Annotated in this window: 16 protein-coding genes; 10 read left to right on the top strand and 6 right to left on the bottom strand. The window is 62.1% G+C overall.

Annotation, left to right across the window (positions count from 1 at the left end):
- Positions 1 to 31 precede the first annotated feature (31 nt).
- A complete protein-coding gene (locus ACIQYU_RS05675) occupies positions 32 to 904 on the top strand; it encodes a GNAT family N-acetyltransferase (RefSeq protein WP_063913925.1) in 873 nt (290 codons plus the stop codon).
- Positions 904 to 1,797, top strand: a complete 894-nt coding sequence (locus ACIQYU_RS05670; RefSeq protein WP_402798486.1) for a polysaccharide deacetylase family protein — start codon at positions 904 to 906, stop codon at positions 1,795 to 1,797. Before ACIQYU_RS05675 ends, ACIQYU_RS05670 begins: the two co-directional genes overlap by 1 nt.
- Positions 1,798 to 1,815: 18 nt before the next feature.
- Here ACIQYU_RS05670 and ACIQYU_RS05665 read toward each other — a convergent pair whose 3' ends face one another.
- Positions 1,816 to 3,345, bottom strand: coding sequence for an FAD-dependent oxidoreductase (locus ACIQYU_RS05665; protein WP_333957970.1), 1,530 nt, complete (start codon positions 3,343 to 3,345; stop codon positions 1,816 to 1,818).
- 335 nt (positions 3,346 to 3,680) lie between these two features.
- A complete protein-coding gene (locus tag ACIQYU_RS05660) occupies positions 3,681 to 4,718 on the bottom strand; it encodes a sterol desaturase family protein (RefSeq protein ID WP_233688177.1) in 1,038 nt (345 codons plus the stop codon).
- Between the two features lie 244 nt (positions 4,719 to 4,962).
- Here ACIQYU_RS05660 and ACIQYU_RS05655 point away from each other — a divergent pair, with 244 nt between their 5' ends.
- The 5 genes from ACIQYU_RS05655 to ACIQYU_RS05635 all read left to right on the top strand — a co-directional run bounded on the left by ACIQYU_RS05655 (position 4,963) and on the right by ACIQYU_RS05635 (position 13,098).
- Positions 4,963 to 7,374 (top strand): TonB-dependent receptor, encoded by a 2,412-nt coding sequence (locus ACIQYU_RS05655; protein ID WP_233688176.1) that lies wholly within the window; start codon positions 4,963 to 4,965, stop codon positions 7,372 to 7,374.
- Between the two features lie 310 nt (positions 7,375 to 7,684).
- Positions 7,685 to 8,554 carry a GyrI-like domain-containing protein gene (locus ACIQYU_RS05650; RefSeq protein ID WP_207831661.1) on the top strand — a complete coding sequence of 290 codons (870 nt, stop codon included), beginning with the start codon at positions 7,685 to 7,687 and terminating at the stop codon, positions 8,552 to 8,554.
- A gap of 236 nt (positions 8,555 to 8,790) precedes the next feature.
- On the top strand, positions 8,791 to 9,768 hold the full coding sequence (gene dusA, locus ACIQYU_RS05645) for a tRNA dihydrouridine(20/20a) synthase DusA (protein ID WP_207831663.1): 978 nt from the start codon (positions 8,791 to 8,793) through the stop codon (positions 9,766 to 9,768).
- A gap of 346 nt (positions 9,769 to 10,114) precedes the next feature.
- Complete coding sequence (gene tal / locus ACIQYU_RS05640) at positions 10,115 to 11,041, top strand: transaldolase (RefSeq protein ID WP_207831665.1); 927 nt, start codon at positions 10,115 to 10,117, stop codon at positions 11,039 to 11,041.
- A gap of 206 nt (positions 11,042 to 11,247) precedes the next feature.
- On the top strand, positions 11,248 to 13,098 hold the full coding sequence (locus ACIQYU_RS05635) for an alkaline phosphatase D family protein (RefSeq protein ID WP_233694845.1): 1,851 nt from the start codon (positions 11,248 to 11,250) through the stop codon (positions 13,096 to 13,098).
- A gap of 139 nt (positions 13,099 to 13,237) precedes the next feature.
- On the opposite strand, the gene rssC is transcribed toward ACIQYU_RS05635, so the two are convergent.
- Positions 13,238 to 13,720 carry an anti-sigma factor antagonist RssC gene (gene rssC, locus ACIQYU_RS05630; RefSeq protein ID WP_051098867.1) on the bottom strand — a complete coding sequence of 161 codons (483 nt, stop codon included), beginning with the start codon at positions 13,718 to 13,720 and terminating at the stop codon, positions 13,238 to 13,240.
- Positions 13,717 to 14,901, bottom strand: a complete 1,185-nt coding sequence (gene rssB, locus ACIQYU_RS05625) for a two-component system response regulator RssB (protein ID WP_063914082.1) — start codon at positions 14,899 to 14,901, stop codon at positions 13,717 to 13,719. The genes rssC and rssB overlap by 4 nt, the downstream gene beginning before the upstream one ends.
- 281 nt (positions 14,902 to 15,182) lie before the next feature.
- Between rssB and ACIQYU_RS05620 the strand changes: the two genes are divergently transcribed.
- A complete protein-coding gene (locus tag ACIQYU_RS05620; protein ID WP_207831670.1) occupies positions 15,183 to 15,482 on the top strand; it encodes a PilZ domain-containing protein in 300 nt (99 codons plus the stop codon).
- 153 nt (positions 15,483 to 15,635) lie between these two features.
- Here the strand turns inward: ACIQYU_RS05620 and ACIQYU_RS05615 are convergent, their stop codons facing one another.
- A complete protein-coding gene (locus ACIQYU_RS05615) occupies positions 15,636 to 16,343 on the bottom strand; it encodes a VacJ family lipoprotein (protein WP_137163349.1) in 708 nt (235 codons plus the stop codon).
- 201 nt (positions 16,344 to 16,544) lie between these two features.
- Between ACIQYU_RS05615 and ACIQYU_RS05610 the strand changes: the two genes are divergently transcribed.
- On the top strand, positions 16,545 to 17,111 hold the full coding sequence (locus tag ACIQYU_RS05610) for a phosphonoacetaldehyde phosphonohydrolase-related protein (protein ID WP_207831672.1): 567 nt from the start codon (positions 16,545 to 16,547) through the stop codon (positions 17,109 to 17,111).
- A gap of 122 nt (positions 17,112 to 17,233) precedes the next feature.
- Complete coding sequence (locus tag ACIQYU_RS05605; RefSeq protein ID WP_207831674.1) at positions 17,234 to 17,497, top strand: DUF4404 family protein; 264 nt, start codon at positions 17,234 to 17,236, stop codon at positions 17,495 to 17,497.
- Positions 17,498 to 17,640: 143 nt separating this feature from the next.
- Here the strand turns inward: ACIQYU_RS05605 and queF are convergent, their stop codons facing one another.
- On the bottom strand, positions 17,641 to 18,471 hold the full coding sequence (gene queF / locus ACIQYU_RS05600) for an NADPH-dependent 7-cyano-7-deazaguanine reductase QueF (RefSeq protein ID WP_233687103.1): 831 nt from the start codon (positions 18,469 to 18,471) through the stop codon (positions 17,641 to 17,643).
- Between the last annotated feature and the right edge of the window lie 165 nt (positions 18,472 to 18,636).

Raw genomic sequence — 18,636 nt, 5'->3', positions numbered from 1 at the left:
CGCCCGCTTAACAACTGGGGAGAACTTCGCGGTGTCGAATCAGCTGGTCATACGCAACATGACCCGTCCCGAACTGGACGAGCTCGTCGATTGGGCTGCCCGTGAGGGGTGGAATCCCGGCGTTCACGATGCCGAGCTGTTCTGGGTTACGGACCCTGCCGCCTTCATCGCAGCGTCCCGGGGCGACGAATTGATCGGTGGCGGTGCCATCACTTCCTACAACGGCGAATTCGGTTTCATGGGTTTTTTCATCGTCCGGCCTGAGTATCGTGGTCAAGGCCTGGGCAATACCCTCTGGCACGCACGCCGCGAGCGACTCCTCGCCCGCCTTCGCCCAGGCGCGAGCATTGGCATGGACGGCGTCTTCGCGATGCAGGACTACTACGCCAAGGGTGGGTTCGTCTTCTCCCATCGCAACCTGCGTTTTCGTGCCAAGGCCACCGAACGCCCGGCGACTTCGCAGGTAGACAATCTGGACATCGTCCCGTTGGCCACCTTCCCGTTCGATGAGGTGGTCGATTACGACCGCATCTGCTTCCCCGCCGCGCGCGCAGCCTTCCTGAGCGGGTGGATAACCCAGGCTGATGCACTCGCCGTGGGTTGCCGACGCGAGGGCAGGCTTAGCGGCTATGGCGTGGCAAGGCGCTGCCGGGAAGGCTACAAGATCGGCCCCTTGTTCGCCGATGACGCCCTTGCAGCCAATGCCCTCTACGCGCGCCTGGCAGCATTTGCGCAAGGTCACCCGCTGTTTCTGGATGCCCCGGAGAACAACCCCGCCGCGATGGCGCTCGTGCGCCAACAGGGCATGATCGAGGTTTTCGGCTGCGCACGCATGTACCTCGGCCCGCCCCCGGCGATCGCACACGAACGTGTGTTCGCCGTCACGACCTTCGAGCTGGGCTGATGTCCGTTCGCGATCTCATCGGTTATGGCGGCTGCCCACCCCACCCGCGATGGCCCGGTGAGGCGCGCGTCGCGGTCCAGTTCGTACTCAACATCGAAGAAGGCGCGGAGTCTTGCATCCTCAATGGCGATGCACAGTCGGAGGCCTGGCTTCATGAACTACCGGGCCGCCCGCCGCGCGTGGGGGAACCGGACCTGAGCGTCGAGGGCATGTACGAATACGGATCGCGCGCAGGTGTGTGGCGCATTCTGGAGCTGTTCGGCGCCAGGGGCCTGCCGCTGACCGCCTTCGCCGTTGGCCGAGCACTGGAACTGACCCCGGCGATTGGCCATGCGCTCTACGCTGCCGGGCATGAGATTGCCGGGCATGGCTACCGTTGGCTGGACTATCGCAAGATGCCTGAGGACCAGGAGCGACACCATATCCGCCTTACCATCGACGTGATCGAGCAGACCTGCGGTAAACGCCCCGTAGGTTGGTATACAGGAAGGGTCAGCCAGAACACCCGCCGCCTGCTGCGTGAGGAAGGTGGGTTTCTCTATAGCTCGGACGCCTACAACGATGATCTGCCCTACTGGCTCCCCGGCTCGCCCGCCCACCTTGTGATCCCGTACACACTGGTCAACAATGACGCCCGCTATCTGTTGCCGAATGGTTTCGCCTGCGGTGAAGACTTCTTCCGGCTGCTCAAGGATGCTTTCGACCTGCTGTGGCAGGAGGGTGCGCACCACCCGAAGATGATGAGCGTGGGCCTGCATGGGCGGATCAGTGGCCATGCTGGTCGTGCGATGGCGCTGGCGCGCTTTCTCGATTACGTGCAAGGCCATGACGGGGTGTGGGTCTGCCGGCGCGAAGAGATTGCCAGGCACTGGATAGCCCAGTTCCCCGCCTGAGTGATGGCAACCGATTCCTCAAGCGGGCAGCATAACGCCGCGCTCCTCGAAATATCGGTTCAACGTGGATGCTTCCCCCTCGGGATCAGCCAGCGCGACATAGGTATCCGGCCGCAACAGATAAGTTGCATTTCTGGCAATGCCGGCTTTCTCGTACGCATGCTCCCAAGCGAAAACATGCAGTGCAATGCCGTGCTTTGTGCACCATTGGGCCAGGTCTGCCTTGGCCTCACCGTAAACCTGCACCTGCCACTGAATGGCTGTCAGTGAATCGTAGTTGTCTGCAATGGCCCGTGGCAGCCAAGGCAGACGATCGCCGCCCTGAACCTCACCTGCCTTACCTTGACTCAGCGGACTGTCGCGGTAATCAAGGGACGTTTGCGAAACCACCCGGAACAGGAACTCACGCACGCTCCCGCTCTTGTACGCAACGCTGGCGAAGATCGGCGCGATGCGCGTGCGCACAAAGTCCGCGAACCCGCCCTGAGCGGTAACGAACGTGAACAGTTTGTCGGTTGTTTCCACCAGCTTGCGGGCAAATGCCTGGCGTTCGGTCTGGTAGCTGTCGAGTAACGTATCGGGCGCCTTGCCTTTGACCACCGCTGCCAACTTCCAGGCCAGGTTGTTCGCGTCCAGAATGCCGGTGTTCATGCCCTGCCCGCCTGCCGGGCTGTGGACATGCGCAGCATCGCCGAGCAAAAAAGCTCTGCCACGGCGGAAGTGATCCGTGACACGATGATGAACCCGGTAGGTGGAAAACCAGTTCACCTCGGTAATCTTGAGGTTCAAGCCGTTGATGGCATCGTGGGCAACGTCCGTGAACGTCAGGTGCTCAGGATGCTCGGCACGCTCGTCTCGCACGGTGCCGATCAGGCGGTATTGGTCCTTTTCGCCATAGCACAGCAGCAGCACAAAGTCGGACTTGTCAAAAGCGATGTGTGCCTCACCCGCAGGCTCGATGCCCGTTACCCTGACATCCGCGACATAGAACAGGTGTTTATAGGTGCCGCCCTCGAAACCGCTGCCGATCTGATGCCGAACGAGCGACCGAGCGCCATCACATCCTGCCAGGTAAGCCGCAGTCAAGGCCTCTTCCCGCCCATCCGCCTGTTTCAGGAGGGCAGTGATGTGGCTTTCACCCTCTTCGAACGACAGCAGTTCAGTCTGCCATTCCACGTCCACGCCGAGTGAATGGAGCTGCTGCACCAGTAATCGCTCATGGCGGTCCTGGGGATAGATCAACACGAAGGGATATGCCGATATCTCTGCACCTGCATCCTTCAAGGGGATGCGCGCTCTGTGGCTGCCTCGGGCCCACATGTTCATGGCAGGTGTTTTGTAGCCGGCATCTATCACTGCCTCGGCCATATCGAGCTGGCGATAGAGCTCCAGCGTGCGGGCTTGAACAGCCATGGCGCGAGAGGCTTCGCCTGGACCATGGTTCTTGTCGACGATCCTTACGGCGACGCCTTGCCTGTTGAGCCAAAGCGCCAGAGCCAGCCCGGTAGGACCAGCTCCAACAATGAGAACGTCGGTTTGCGCCGCCATGATCTCACCTCAAAAACAAATGACTACAGAGCCATAAATGTTCTTGAGCGCATGCAAAGTCAACCAGTCATAGGTCGTTCGCAATCAGTGCCTGGGCTGGCCTCATCGCGGGCACGCCCGCTCCCACAGAACCGCACATAACTTATTGAATCAGCAGGCCCCCTGTGGGAGCGGCTTTAGCCGCGAACACCGGCGCAGCCGGTGCCATGCACCGCGCTGGATTCTTCGCGGCTTAAGCCGCTCCCACTGGCTACGCGGAGCGCTTGCGAAATAAGTTCTTTTGGAGAGCCGCTACGGGACTTCCTTGGCGAAGAATTTGCCAACAGCGGAATCAGCTAACCGCCCGCCCTGCCGGACGCGCCGAGCGCAGCCTTGCGCTGGCGTTTCGCCAGGACCTTACGCCCTGTGTCGACAAAGGGCGTGACGATCAGGCTGTAGACCGTCAGGTAACGCTGGTGGTCTCGCTCGCCGGTGCCGAAGCGGATGCTTTCAGGCGTTGACGTGGTGACATAGAGCGTGCCGAACATCCAGTCCCAGAGGGACAGGTTGGTACCGAAGTTCCGGTTGAAATGGCGCGGGGCGTCACTGTGATGGATCTGGTGCTGGGCCGGGCTGTTCAACACATGTTCCAGCTGCGGGCCGAACGACAACCAGACATGGCTATGCCGCAGGTTGGCCGCCAGGCTGTTGAAGATGAACACCAGGTAGGTCACGCCGAACAGGGTGTAGCGGCTGACTTCACCGCCGCAAACGTACCAGAAACAGCCGGCGTAAAGGCCGATGCCAATGCCGGTGCTCAGCTTCTCGACGATCTTTTCCACGAAATGCACCCGGCTCGCCGTCGCCGGCACCAGCACGGGCGCCGAATGGTGGACCTTGTGAAAGGCCCAGAGCCAGCGGGAGTGAAAGGCCCGGTGCGCCCAGTAATGGATGAAGTCCTTGATCAGGAACACCCCTAACCCGTAGAGCAGGGACAGTGCCAGGTTCTCGCCCAGACGCGGGCGTGCGCCCCAGAGCTTGCTGAAAAAGGCCAGGTAATCGCCGGAGCGCAGGATGTAGGGGTCAACCAGATGGACGATGGGCAGCACCAGCGCGACCTTGAGAATGGCGCGCACGAAGTAGTAGCGGTAATCCAGCAGCGCCGAGGCATGCAGGTGTACCCGGGCGCCGCCGATGAATTGCCAGAACGAATGGGCGTCGCTCAGGCCGCGTTGCTTCCTGAAGCGGAACAGGCCATAGGCGACGCCATAGGAAATGCAAAGGAACAAGACCCCGAAACGGCCGTTCAGATTGAAAATGCCGAGGAACTGGTCGGTAACAGGCGTGATCACCCACTCGGTCAGGTGCTCATAGACAAGCGACAGGGCATCCACGAAACGACAGCCTCGGCAAAAGGGACGCAATTGTAAATCAGATTTATTTACTCAAGTGATTTTATCCATGCCCTGTCGCTTCAAGCACGTGGCAATGGCTTGCCCCTGCCCGCAATAACTCAAGCCACCGATTGACATCTGCAGGAGGAAAGATAACTATCCGGCCGCATTTATGAGAAGAATTATTATTATCAATACGCTTCTCACAATGATGCCCGCATAGTCCATCGAAAGGAGCCAATGGATGTCCGCCTGTTTTTCTCCCCCCGCCTTCAGCATTCGCCAAGCCGCGCTGGTGGCGAGCCTTTCGGGCTCACTGCTGGCCAGTGCCAATGCCTGGGCCGTGCCTGTCAGCTACAGCATCCCGGCGGGGCCGCTAGGGGCTGCCATCAACCAGTTCGCCACGGCGAGCGGGGTGATTGTCAGCTTCGGCAACGAAGAAATCGCTGGCCTGCGCAGTGAGGGACTGCAGGGCAGTTACGAGCTGGAGCAAGGCCTTGCGCAACTGCTGCAAGGCAGTGGCCTGCAGGTGCAGCAAGCGGGAGCCAAGCACTACATGCTGGCCCGCCCCAGCCAGGACGGCACGATGGAGCTCGCTGCAACGACGGTCTCCAGCGTGGGGCTGGGTGCCACCACCGAAGGCACCGGCAGCTACACCACAGGTTCGGCCAACACGGCAACCGGGCTGCGCCTCTCGGCACGCGAGACACCACAGTCGATCAGCGTGGTGACCCGCCAGCAGATCGAAGACCAGAACCTGAACGATGTTACCCAGGTACTGGAACAGACCCCAGGCGTGGTCGTCGACAGCATGGGGCCGGCCGGCAGCGACGCCAACCATATCTACGTACGTGGCTTCGAGGTCGGCACCATCCAGGTCGACGGCCTCAACCGGCCCGACAGCTTTGGCTTTCGCGATGACCTTGCCGACATGGTGTCGTATGACCGGGTCGAGGTGGTACGCGGGGCCACGGGGCTGATGTCCGGCACCGGTGACCCCGGTGCGACCGTCAACCTGATTCGCAAGAAGCCGACGTTTGAAACGCAACGCAAGCTGACCCTGAAGGCAGGCTCGTGGGACACCTACCGCACCGAGCTGGACGTGTCCGGCAAGTTGTCGGAAAGCGGCAATGTACGTGGGCGACTGGTCGCCTCGAACACCGACAGCCAGAGCTACGTCGACCGCCAGTCCCTGGAACGGCAAGTGGCATACGGGGTGCTGGAATGGGACATCACCGACAGCACGATGCTGACCGTGGGGGCGGAGTATCAGGAAATGGACAACGACGGCGCCGGCAACCATGGCTTCCCGATGTTCAACTCCGATGGCAGTCACTTCAGCCCTTCCCGCTCGTTCAATTCGGCGTCGGACTGGAGCTACCACAAGCGTCGCACCAAGACGCTGTTCACCACGCTGGATCACGACCTGGCCAACGGCTGGCACCTGAAATTCAACGCTGAACACAGTCGCCGGAGCTATGACGACGTATTTGCCACCGCCGCCAGCGGCACCGTCAAACCTGATGGCAGCGGCATCCAGACCTGGACTGGCCGTTGGGCAGGCGAACCTCGGCAGACCTCCTTCGACCTGTCGGCTACGGGCCCGTTCGAACTGTTGTCGCGCGAGCACCAGGCGTACGTCGGGCTAAGCCACTACCGGGCCTACTACCGCAACGACGGCTACGATCTGTGGACGTATCAGGATATCGACAACATCCACGACTGGGATGGCTCGTTGCCAATACCTGACGCTATCTACAACAAGACGACAAAGGATGCGCTGGATGAAACCCAGGACGGCCTGGTGGCTTCGGTGCGCTGGAGCCTGACCGATGACCTGTCGCTGATTACCGGCGCCCGGGTGATCGACTGGCAACGTGACGAAACTCACGAGACGCTGGAGAGCGGTAAAACCGAACGCACCTCGCAAAAAGAAACAGGGGTCGTCACCCCTTACGTCGGGCTGGTTTACGACATCGACGACAACTGGTCGGCCTATGCCAGCTACACCACCATCTTCAACCCGCAAGACAAACAGACAGCAACGGGCAGCTACCTCGACCCGTTGGAGGGCGTTAACTATGAGCTGGGCCTGAAGAGCGAATTCTGGGACAAGCGCCTGACTGCTGCGCTCAGCGTGTTCGAAGTGCACCAGGACAACCTGCCCGTGCAGGACGGCGACAACAAGGCGCCGAACGGCAACCAGGCCTACCGTGCCGAGTCCAACACCAAGACCCGCGGTTTCGAGATGGAAGTGGCGGGCGAGATCCTGCCTGACTGGCAAATGTCGGCCAGCTACACCTATGCCGTAAGCAAGAATGCGGATGGCGACCGCCTGCTCACCGAAGTGCCGCGCGACACCCTCAAACTGTTCACCAGCTACCGCCTGCAGTCACTGCCACAGGTGAAAGTGGGCGGTGGTGTGCGCTGGCAGGGCGCGGAGTACAAAAAATACGCAGGCCCCCACCGCGAGACCTTCACCCAGGACGCCTACAGCATGGTCAACCTCATGGCGCAATATGCCTTCACGCCACAAACCAGCGTCTCACTGAACCTCGACAACGTGTTTGACAAGACCTACTACACGGCAATTGGCTCGCGTGGCTGGTATGGCAGCCCGCGTAGCGCCACGGCCACGTTGGTGTACGCGTTCTGACCCAGGCGGCCTTCAGCGATTCTGACGAAAGCATTGCGGTGGCCAGCGCGCATCATTGATCGGGGTGAACCACCCGCTGCGCCCAGTCGACTGATCATGCGAGGGCAGTTACGCTGGCGCTTTCCACCTGCACGGAAGCGCCAGTGATCGTACTGTACTCACCCTCCTGCCCTCCCCTGCGAACACCGGTAACGCCGGTGCCATCCACAGCATGGTCAAGACAATCCCCGATAGAGCAATCACGGCTAGGCACCTCCACGCCTGAACAACGGATGCTAGCGCTCACCGCACCTTCCGGAGATTCCGTTCGTTGACTGACTCACAGCACAACCCAACCTACGCAAAACGGTTCGAAGCCGTGCTTGCCTACATCGACAGCCACCTCGAAGGCGACCTGTCGGTAAATGCCCTGAGCCGCATCGCCAATTTCTCGGCCTTTCACTTTCATCGGCAGTTCACGGCATACATCGGCATTCCGGTATCACGGTATGTGCAACTGATGAGGCTGCGACGCGCGGCGCATCAACTGGTCGCCTCGCCGGCCATCTCCGTACTGGAAGCAGCTTTCGGCGCCGGCTTCGAAAGCCCCGAAGCCTTTTCCAGGGCTTTCAAGCGTGCGTTTGGCATGGCGCCGAGCGTATTCGCCAAGGCCCCGAACTGGCAGGCCTGGAGTGCGGTTTTCGTTGTTCCTCATCTTTCAAGGAGTATCACCATGCAGATCCGTATCGTGGATTTCGCCGAAACCCATGTGGCCGCGCTCGAACACCAAGGGGCGCCCGGCCTGGTCAGTGAAAGCGTCGCGCGTTTTCGCCAATGGCGCATTAAAAGCGGCCAGTCACCGGTGGCCAGCAGCCGAACCTTCGGCATTCCCTACGACAACCCCGACACCACCCCGGCGCACGCCTTTCGCTTCGCCGTGTGTGGCGAGATAGACGAAGCCGTGCAGCCCAATGATTTCGGCGTACACGAACGCGTCATCCCGGCAGGCCGCTGCGCCGTGATCCGGCATACCGGGTCGCCTGACTACATTGGCGAAACCATCTATCCGCTTTATCGGGACTGGTTGCCTTCGAGCAACGAGGAACTGCGGGATCATCCGTTGTTCTTTCACTACTTGAGCGTGTATCCGGAAACGCCGCTGGAGCAATGGCAAACGGACATCTACGTGCCGCTCAAGTAGGTTGGCTGGTGGCTAATCTGGGTAGAAGGCTGCAGGGCTGCGCATAGATCGAGTCCAGACGGATACCCGGCTCTCTTGGTAAACTAGCCGCCTGCCTTGGCAATCACCGATCTCCCGCCGCCGACTTTTGCTACGTCGAGCTCCTCGGTTTGCTGCAAACACCCTCGAAACTGCTGAATTTGGTACAAGACACGTTGAACGATATGACCACAAACCCAGGCTCTAACCCAGCAACCATGCGCTCTGAGCCTTCCCGTCGCTTCAGCGTTGCACCGATGATGGACTGGACAGACCGCCACTGCCGGTTCTTCCTGCGCCTACTATCCAAAAACACCCTGCTCTACACTGAAATGGTCACCACCGGTGCCCTGCTGCACAACGACGCCCACCGTTTCCTGCGCCACGACGTCTCCGAGCACCCGCTGGCGCTGCAACTGGGCGGCAGCGTGCCGGCCGACCTGGCCGCCTGTGCCCGTCTGGCCGAGGAGGCCGGCTACGACGAGGTCAACCTCAACGTCGGCTGCCCGAGTGACCGGGTGCAGAACAACATGATCGGTGCCTGCCTGATGGCCCACCCGGCGCTGGTGGCCGATTGCGTGAAAGCCATGCGTGATGCGGTATCGACCCCGGTGACGGTGAAGCACCGCATCGGTATCAATGGCCGCGACAGCTACGCCGAGCTGTGCGACTTCGTCGGCCAGGTACGCGAGGCAGGCTGCCGGAGTTTTACCGTGCACGCGCGCATCGCGATCCTGGAAGGGCTGTCGCCGAAGGAGAACCGTGAGATTCCGCCCTTGCGCTATGACGTGGCGGCGCAGTTGAAGGCGGACTTCCCGGACCTGGAGATCGTGCTCAACGGCGGGATCAAGACCCTGGCCGAGTGCCAGGCACACCTTGAAACCTTCGATGGGGTGATGCTGGGGCGTGAGGCGTACCACAACCCCTACCTGCTGGCCGAGGTGGACCAGCAGCTGTTCGGCAGCGAGGCGGCGGTGGTCAGCCGCAGCGAGGCGCTGGCGCAGTTGCGGCCTTATATTGTCGCGCACATGGAAAGTGGTGGCGCGATGCACCACGTTACCCGGCATATTCTGGGGCTGGCCCAAGGGTTCAAGGGGGCGCGGCGCTTCCGCCAGTTGCTGTCGGCGGACATCCACAAGGCGGCGGAGCCGTTGGCGGTGTTCGACCAGGCGGTGGAGTTGTTACAGGGGCGGTGATTCAGCAGGCGGGCGTACTCGCCGGCAAGCCAGCCCTCCCGCAGAATGCTGCCGGAGTTCAGACATATGCAGATTCTGTGGGAGCGGGTTTACCCGCGAAGAAGGCAACGCGGTGCATGGCACCGGCTTCGCCGGTGTTCGCGGGTAAACCCGCTCCCACCGGGATCGCGCAAACTTCCGGATTTGTGTAAGCCGGTAGTATCCACAGTGGCCCTTGCAATCAGATACGGAACCTCAGGGCCGCTTGCGACTCGAAGGTTCACCTTTCGCACCGCGCTTCGCGGGCCCTTGAGTGGCCGCCGGGGCTCGGGTAATGTCGAGTCATTGCACAGGACAGAGCACGCCCATGACCTCCAAGCTGGAACAACTCAAGCAGTTCACCACCGTGGTCGCCGACACCGGGGACCTGGACGCCATCACCCGCCTGAAACCGGTCGATGCCACCACCAACCCGTCACTGCTGCTCAAGGCTGCGGCCATCCCGGGCTATGCCGAGCTGCTCAAGCAGGTCAAGGCCGATGCCAAGGGTAATGTCGACCTGGCTTGCGACAAGTTCGCGGTGGCCGTGGGCTCGGGCATTCTCAAGGTCATCCCGGGGCGTATCTCCACCGAGGTCGATGCCCGCCTGTCGTTCGATGAACCCGCCCTGCTGGCCAAGGCGCGCAAGCTGATCGAGTTGTACGAAGCCGCCGGTGTTGGCCGCGACCGCGTGCTGATCAAGCTGGCCTCCACCTGGGAAGGCATCCGCGCCGCCGAAAAGCTGGAGAAGGAAGGCATCCAGACCAACCTCACCCTGCTGTTTTCCTTCGCCCAGGCACAGGCCTGCGCCGATGCCGGGGTGTTCCTGATTTCGCCGTTCGTGGGCCGTATCTACGACTGGTACAAGAAGAGCACCGGCAAGGAATACGTAGGCGCAGAAGACCCGGGCGTGCAGTCGGTCACTCGCATCTACAACTACTACAAAGCCAACGGCTACAACACTGTGGTCATGGGCGCCAGCTTCCGCAATATCGGCCAGATCGAGCAGCTGGCCGGCTGCGACCGCCTGACCATCAGCCCAGAGCTGCTGCAGCAGCTCAGCGATGACCAGGGCGACCTGCCACAGGTACTGAAGCCGGGCAATGCCGGCGAGCCCAAGCAGCAGCTGAACGAAAGCCAGTTCCGCTGGGCCATGAACGAAGATGCCATGGGTACCGAGAAACTGGCCGAGGGTATTCGCCAGTTCGCGCGGGACCAGGAGAAGCTGGAGAAGTTGATGGCTGACAAGGCCTGATACATTTCGGGTTTGCCTGACGGGCGGGAAGTGTTCAGCATTTTCCGCCCGCTTTGTTTTACCTGGCCTTAGATGTGTATTGAATTCCAGGGCCTCTTCGCGGGTAAACCCGCTCCCACAGGGATCCCCACACGCCAGAAGTTGGCGCTGTACCTGTGGGAGCGGGTTTACCCGCGAAGAGGCCCGAGAAGCCACCCGAGCTGTCGATGACCTCCCCTACCCCCTTGCCCCTCGTACTCGCCGGCCCGGTACTGCGCCGCCTGGAACCCCAGCGCCTGGCCATCTGGCTGGTCGCCACGCAACCGCTGCAACCCGAATTCATCTTTCCGGCAAGCGAGGCCCAGGTCGATTGCCAGGTGGTCGCGGTGGGCCAGCACGCCTTCATCCACCTGCTGGACATCCACTTCACCCACCCCCTGCCCTGCAACCAGTTGCTCGACTATGACCTGCTCATCAACGGCCAGGGCATCGCCGGCTGGGCGCCGCACCTGCTCTACACCGGCGCCGATCGCCCAAGCCTGGTGCTGCGCGATCGGCTCGACCACCTGCTGCACGGCTCCTGCCGCAAGCCGCATTACCCGGCCGCCGACGGCCTGCTGTGCGCCGACCGCCTGCTGCAGGCCTGCAAAAAACCCGCAGACCGCCCCGCCGTGCTGCTGATGACCGGCGACCAGGTCTATGCCGACGATGTCGCCGGCCCGATGCTGCGCGCCATCCACAGCCTGATTGCACGCCTGGGCCTGCTCGACGAGCAACTGGAGGGCGCGGTGGTGCCCGACAGCCAGGCGCTGTACCAGCACCCGGCCTGCTATTACCACCGCGCCGACCTGCTGCCGGCGCAGGAACGCAACGAAACCCTGCGCGAGCGTTTTTTTGCCGGCAAGCGCAAGCCGATCTTCTCGTCCAGCAACGCCGACAACCATCTGGTGACCTTCGCCGAGGTCATGGCCATGTACCTGCTGGTGTGGTCACCAGTGCCCTGGCAGCTGGTGAACCTGGACATGCCCAACGGGCTCACCGCCCCGCGCCAGGCCCGCTACCGGCAGGAGTTGCCGCTGATCCAGGCGTTTGCCGACGGCCTCGGCCAGGTAGCGCGGGTGATGGCCCACCTGCCGTGCCTGATGATCTTCGACGACCACGACATCACCGACGACTGGAACCTCTCGGCGCAGTGGGAAGAAACCGCCTACGGTCACCCCTTCTCGCGGCGGATCATCGGCAATGCCCTGCTCGGCTACCTGCTGTGCCAGGCCTGGGGTAACGACCCGCAGGGCTGCAAGCCCCTGGTCGGGCAATGCCAGACATTGAACAGTCAGACCCAGGATGAGTTGATCGGCGCGCTGCTGCGCTTCCAGGGCTGGCAGTTCAGCCTGCCCACCAACCCGCCCTTGCTGGTGCTGGACACCCGCACCCGCCGCTGGCGCAGCGAAAGCAGCCTGGCCAAGCCCTCCGGCCTGCTCGACTGGGAGGCGCTGAGCGAGTTGCAGCAAGCATTGCTGGACCACCCGTCGGCAATCATCGTGTCGCCTGCGCCGATTTTTGGCGTGAAGCTGATCGAGACGGTGCAGAAGCTGTTCAGCTGGCTGGGCTACCCGCTGCTGGTGGATGCCGAGAACTGGATGGCCCACCGCGGTGCAGCGCAGGTCATCCTCAACATCTTCCGCCACTCGCGCACGCCGGGGCACTACGTGGTGCTGTCCGGCGATGTGCATTACTCGTTCGTCTATGAAGTGCTGATTCGCCACCGACAGCGCAGCCCGCACTTGTGGCAGGTAACCAGCAGCGGGATCAAGAACGAATTCCCGCGGCGCTTGCTGGATGTGCTCGACCGGCTCAACCGCTGGCTGTATGCGCCGCGCTCGCCGCTCAACTGGTTTACCAAGCGGCGGGAAATGCAGGTGGTGCCCCGTACGCCCAGCCATAGCAAGGCTGGCGAGCGGTTGTGGAATGGCGCGGGGTTGGGGCAGGTGTTTTTCGATGAACAGGGGCGACCGGCGCGGGTGTATCAACTGGATGCGGGTGGGGGTGAGGCGACCGAGTTTACGCGGCGGGAGTGATCAGGCAGGTAATGCTTGGCTAGCCTTGCCGGCCTATTCGCGGGCACGCCCGCTCCCACAGGTTATGCACCAACCTTGAGTCATGCACTGTACCTGTGGGAGCGGGCGTGCCCGCGAATAGGCCGGTACAGGCTGAAGATCAGGTCCGCTCCAGCGCACTGACCAGGTCATGGAAAGCTTCGCGGTTGGAGTCGTTCAGGCCCATGAGAATCTTGTGCGCCTCCAGCACCTTGGAACGCACCACGTCTTCGTTCTGGTCCTGGGACGGCAGGTCGGTCAGGCATTCCGGGCACGGAATCGGGCGATCGACGATGTTGAACACCTGATCGAAGCCCATCGACTGCAGCAACCGGGAAATGTCCGGGTTGGTGGTGACCACGGTCGGCAGCAGGCCCACCTTCTGGCGCGACAGGATCGACAGCTTGGCCAGCAGGCCCAGGGTGGTGCTGTCGATACTCTCGGTTTCGGTCAGGTCGATGACAATCGCCGAGAAGTTCAACGCGGTGAAAATCTTCTCGATCGTCGCATCCAGCGCCGAACACAGGGTCAGGCGCACTTCACCGACAAATTTCAGGACGAAGGTACCACTCTGCTCGGCGAACTGGATTCTACCGGTACTCATTGAAGGTTCCTGCTCAACACCAATAGGGCGATATCATCCGGCATCTCCCCAAGCGTAGCCAATCCAAATCGTTGACGCAGCCCATCCAGGCTGCCACCTGCGGCCCTGACGATTTCCGGCAGGGCGGCTTCTTTATCTTTGAGCGTGTCACCCGGCAAAAGGTCCAGAATGCCATCGGACATCAGGCTGAGGCTGAACTGCGGCGGCAGCTCCACCACCAGGTCCTGGTAGGTAGCCTCGTCGAACAGCCCCACCGGCAGGCCACGGCCTTCCAGGTAGCGGGTGTGCTCGGGGGTGTGCAGCACCGGCAGCGGCAGATGGCCGCCAACGGCGTAGGTCAGCAGGCCGGTGTCTTCGTCGATCACCCCGCCAACCATGGTCACGTGCTTGCCCAGCTTGCAGTTGATCAGCCCGCGGTTGATGTGGCTGAGCACCTGCGAGGGTTTGAACTCGCGCATTTTGCTGCCGCGCTTGAATTCGAACAACAGCCGTGTGGTCATGAACTTCAGCAGCACGGTGACGAACGCTGACGACGCGCCATGCCCGGAGACATCGGCAAGATAGAAAGCGATGCGCCGTTCGTCCACACGGAAGTAATCGGCAAAATCACCCGACAGGTACAGCGACGGGATGATCTGGTGCTCGAAGGCGAACTCGCCGGCCACCCAAGGGCTTTCCGGCAGCATGTTCATCTGCACCTGGCGACCGGCGGTCTGGTCCTCCTGCAGCAGGTGCAGGCTGGCCTCCAGTTCGCGGTTGGCGGCTTCGAGCTTGTCGCGATAACGCTGGTTTTCCAGCACCAGGCGCGAGCGGTCGAGGGCTCGGCGCACCGAATGCTCGAGCACGGCCAGGTCTTCCAGCGGCTTGATCAGGTAGTCGGCGGCGCCCAGGCGCAACGCTTCCACCGCATCACTCATGACGCCGGCACCGGACACCACGATCACCGGCAACTGCGGGGCGCGCTCGCTGACCTGACGGATCAGTTCGAGGCCGCCCATCTGCGGCATGCGCAGATCGCAGATCACGAGGTCGGGCTGGTGTTCTTCGAAGACCTGAAGCCCCTGCTGGCCATTGCCGGCCTGGAGGACGCTGAAGCCACTGTCTTCAAGATAGGCGGCGAGGCTTGCACGGACCACGTCGTCGTCATCGATGATCAGCAGCGTTGCACTGGTTTTCTGCATGTGGGCGAACGGCGCCGATTTGGGTTGGTGCAGCGGTGTCGGCAAGGCAGACGGCCAGCTACGGGAATTCTTTATGGTCACACTCTACTTGAGTTGTAGGACAAGAACACCTGCCCGGCAACTGTCCGGCAACTGTGAGAGCTACCTTGTAAGGCGCAGACGGTACTCCCATCCGCCAAGCGTTTCAAGCATGCAAGGGTCGACCTCGCCGCACTTTACAGGGCAAATCACCGGGAGTTATAAGAAAGTCGACCAGTGCAACCCGATGAGAAGGATGCAGCATGCCCCACACGCCCTCCAGCCATGGCGAGAAACGCGATTTCATCCGCATGCGCATCGACACCGAAGTCAGCCTTTTGCACGAAGGCCAGGTGATCGCGGCCGTGTGCCTGGACCTGTCCAGCAGCGGCATGCAGGTGCAGGCACCGCAGCGCTTCCGGGTAGGGGACCCTATCGAGGTGCGGATCGAATCCGAACACCCGGCGCTGAAGGGGCTGCATGCCAGCACCGAAGTGGTGTGGATTGCCGACCAGCCGGGCGGGCAGCAGAAGTTCGGGTTGCGGATCCTGGCGATGCATTGATCGGCCCTGTGGGAGCAACTGTCTTGCTCAAAATTTAAAAGCACATGCGCTCACTGTGGGAACGGGCTTGCCCGCGAACACGGGCGAAGCCCGTGCCATCCACTGCGTCGCTTGCTTCGCGGGCAAGCCCGCTCCCACACGGACCGCGCAGGATCAGAAGTCGTCTTCGACTTCGCCATCCTTGACCTTGAACTCGCGGTTCTGCAGGTAGGCATTGCGAATGAAGATGTACTTGTCACCCTGGATCAGCTTCTCGGCCGACAGCAGGTCGGCGCGGGTGTCGATGATGTCCAGGGCGAAGATCGAGTTGCGCGTCGGCACATGGTCGATGTAGCGGTAGGGTTCGGTGTAGGTGTCCGGGTACTTGGCCACGCCGTCACGCACGGTGCTCGGGCCCAGCAGCGGGATGACCACGTACGGGCCGCTCGGCACGCCCCAGTAGCCGAGGGTCTGGCCGAAGTCCTCGTCGTTGCGCTGCAGGCCCATCTTGGTGCCCACGTCGAAGAAGCCGCCCAGGCCGAAGGTGGTGTTGACGATCAGCCGCGCCGTGTCCACGCCCGCCGCATGGGGCTTGAACTGCAGCAGGTCGTTGGCCAGGTTGGTCACGTCACCCAGGTTGCGGAAGATGTTGTGGATGCCATCTTCGAGGAACTGCGGGGTGACCGCCTGGTAGCCCTTGGCCAATGGCTTGAGGGCATAGGTGTCGAGGGTATCGTTGAACCGGAAGATCGGGCGGTTGACCGCTTCCCAGGGATCTTCCTCGGTGGCGGCCTGGGTGGCTGCCACGGGCGCCAGCAGCATGCTGGCGCAGACACAGGCCTGGGTGACTCGTTCGATCACACTGGCACCGATCCTACGCATAGGTGTTTCTCCATCGAATTTCTCGGCCGCAAGCGCAAACGGGTCGCGCTGCTGTACGGCGGCAGTATAGAGGCTTGCGGGCTGATAAACAGCTTTACACATCTCTGCTCAATATTTTGTGAACAACTGTTGCGCGGCGCCCGCTGTCACAGGGTGGTAACAATCGCCGAATAGCCTGCGGACTATTTGAGGGAAGTTGCCATGGACGCTGCACCCGCCTTCACCGCTGTGCTGTTCGGCTTGCGCGGCTGCCTTGTGCAAGCCGCCAATGGTGGCGCCCCCTCCCCCGCACCCGGCGCCCTGGCCACCCTTGCCAGCCTGCGCCAGCGCCAGGTGCCGTGCATCTGGCTGGATGACCTCGACGCCAGCCAAAGCAGGCGCCTGGCCCACGTTTTGCCTGCCTGGCTGCCGGGGCATTCGGTGAACGGCGTGCGCTGGCCGGCGCCGCACGCCTGCTGGCAGGCCCTGATGACGCTGGACAGCGAACGCCTGGACGGCTGTGTGCTGGTCAGCGGCGACCCACGCCTGCTGCAATCTGGCCTCAACGCGGGGTTGTGGACGGTAGGGCTGGCCGCCTGCAGCCCGTTCTGCGACCGCAGCTCGCGGCAATGGCAAGCCATGACCCCGCAGGAACAGGACCTGGCCCGTGGCAAGGCGACGCTGGAACTGTTCAGCCTGGGCGTGCACTCGGTGATCGACCACCTCGAAGCGCTGGACACCTGCCTGCAGGACATCGCCCAGCGCCGGCGCAAGGGTGAAAAACCCTGATACAGCACCTTTGACGCGGATCATGCAAAGCAACGGCAGGTGGATTACGCTGAAGACAGGCCAGAACCTTTGCCGCTTCGCTGAGGTCCATGGCTTGCCAAGCCATTGATGGAGAACTGCCAATGCCTGCCCGCGAATTGCAAGAGCGCCTGAACAGCTTGCGCGAGCAACTGGAACGCAACGTGCCGCTTTCGGACGAAGAGATGGCCGCGCTGCACGAAGAAGCGCGCCAGATCGAGGCGCAACTGAAGCTTGAGGAAGCCACGCCAGACCATAACCTGGTGGACGGCGTGAACCTGGCGATCGAACGCTTCGAGGCCGACCACCCCGACCTCACCGCCACCCTGCGCAGCATTGCCAACTCGCTGCACAGCATGGGGATCTAGAAGTACCGGGGCCGCTTTGCGGCCCTATCGCGACACAAGGCCGCTCCCACAGGTACAGCGCAAGCCTCGGATCTTGCGCTGTACCTGTGGGAGCGGCCTTGTGTCGCGATAGGGGCGCGAAGCGCCCCCAGCGTACTTGAACCTTACTGGCGAACCAGGCGCTGGTTCTCCGGGCTGATCGCCCCAGTGCTGCGATACGGGTTGATATCCAGCCCACCCCGGCGCACATAGCGCGCATACACCGTCAAATGCTCCGGCTGCAGCAGGTTCTTCAGGTCCAGGTAGATCCGCTCCACACACTGCTCATGGAAGTCGGCATGCTGGCGGAAGCTGATCAGGTAGGTCAGCAGGCTGGCATGGTCCAGCGCCCTGCCCTTGTACTCGACCACCACGCTACCCCAGTCCGGCTGGCCGGTGACCGGGCAGTTGGACTTCAGCAAGTGGCTGTGCAAGGTTTCTTCCACCAGCCGCTGCGGGTTGCAGTGCAGCAGCTCTGGCTGCGGCTGTTCGTAGTTGCTGATGGCAACGTCCAGCACATCGATGCACTGCCCTGGCAAGGCCACCACGCCTTGGGCCTCGACCTCACCCAGGGTGCGCACCTTCACGCCAACCGGCTTGCCAGCGGCGGCGGACAGGTCTTTTTCCAGGCACGCCTGCAGCTCGCCAGGCGAGGCGAACACCGTCTGGTTCAGCGAGTTCAGGTACAGCTTGAACGACTTGGACTCGATGATGTTCGGCGAATCGGCGGGGATGGCGAACTCGCCGATCGCCACCACCGGCTTGCCCGATGGCAACAACCAGCTCAGCTCGAAGCAGTTCCAGTAATCCACACCCTGCCAGGGCAAGGTCTGGGCGGTAACGCCCAGCTCGGCCCACTTGGCGGCACGCGGAATCGGGAACAGCAGCTCCGGGGAGTAGGTGGCAATGTATTCGCTGGACTTGCCCAGCGGGGAATGTTCGGCAGCGGGATGCATGGAAACTGACCTGAAGGTTCGAAATTGCCCCTAGTCTACCGGTTTTGCCCCCTGCCTTGCAGCGCAAGTCAGCGGGATTACAACTTCGTCAGTTTGGGGCGAGCAGGTGCATCGTCACGTATCATCTCAGCATCACCCGGTCCCTGTGGGAGCGGGTTCACCCGC

This window comes from Pseudomonas sp. NPDC096925 (assembly GCF_044762545.1).
Lineage (GTDB): Bacteria > Pseudomonadota > Gammaproteobacteria > Pseudomonadales > Pseudomonadaceae > Aquipseudomonas.
This window is presented reverse-complemented; position numbering and strand designations above follow the sequence as displayed.

Excerpts from the sequence above, each read along its gene's own strand:
- ACIQYU_RS05670 (WP_402798486.1), top strand. The coding sequence starts at position 904 with ATGTCCGTTCGCGATCTCATCGGTTATGGCGGCTGCCCACCCCACCCG.
- ACIQYU_RS05665 (WP_333957970.1), bottom strand. The coding sequence starts at position 3,345 with ATGGCGGCGCAAACCGACGTTCTCATTGTTGGAGCTGGTCCTACCGGG.
- ACIQYU_RS05655 (WP_233688176.1), top strand. The coding sequence starts at position 4,963 with ATGTCCGCCTGTTTTTCTCCCCCCGCCTTCAGCATTCGCCAAGCCGCG.
- dusA (WP_207831663.1), top strand. The coding sequence starts at position 8,791 with ATGCGCTCTGAGCCTTCCCGTCGCTTCAGCGTTGCACCGATGATGGAC.
- tal (WP_207831665.1), top strand. The coding sequence starts at position 10,115 with ATGACCTCCAAGCTGGAACAACTCAAGCAGTTCACCACCGTGGTCGCC.
- ACIQYU_RS05635 (WP_233694845.1), top strand. The coding sequence starts at position 11,248 with ATGACCTCCCCTACCCCCTTGCCCCTCGTACTCGCCGGCCCGGTACTG.
- rssC (WP_051098867.1), bottom strand. The coding sequence starts at position 13,720 with ATGAGTACCGGTAGAATCCAGTTCGCCGAGCAGAGTGGTACCTTCGTC.
- rssB (WP_063914082.1), bottom strand. The coding sequence starts at position 14,901 with ATGCAGAAAACCAGTGCAACGCTGCTGATCATCGATGACGACGACGTG.
- ACIQYU_RS05620 (WP_207831670.1), top strand. The coding sequence starts at position 15,183 with ATGCCCCACACGCCCTCCAGCCATGGCGAGAAACGCGATTTCATCCGC.
- ACIQYU_RS05615 (WP_137163349.1), bottom strand. The coding sequence starts at position 16,343 with ATGCGTAGGATCGGTGCCAGTGTGATCGAACGAGTCACCCAGGCCTGT.
- ACIQYU_RS05610 (WP_207831672.1), top strand. The coding sequence starts at position 16,545 with ATGGACGCTGCACCCGCCTTCACCGCTGTGCTGTTCGGCTTGCGCGGC.
- ACIQYU_RS05605 (WP_207831674.1), top strand. The coding sequence starts at position 17,234 with ATGCCTGCCCGCGAATTGCAAGAGCGCCTGAACAGCTTGCGCGAGCAA.
- queF (WP_233687103.1), bottom strand. The coding sequence starts at position 18,471 with ATGCATCCCGCTGCCGAACATTCCCCGCTGGGCAAGTCCAGCGAATAC.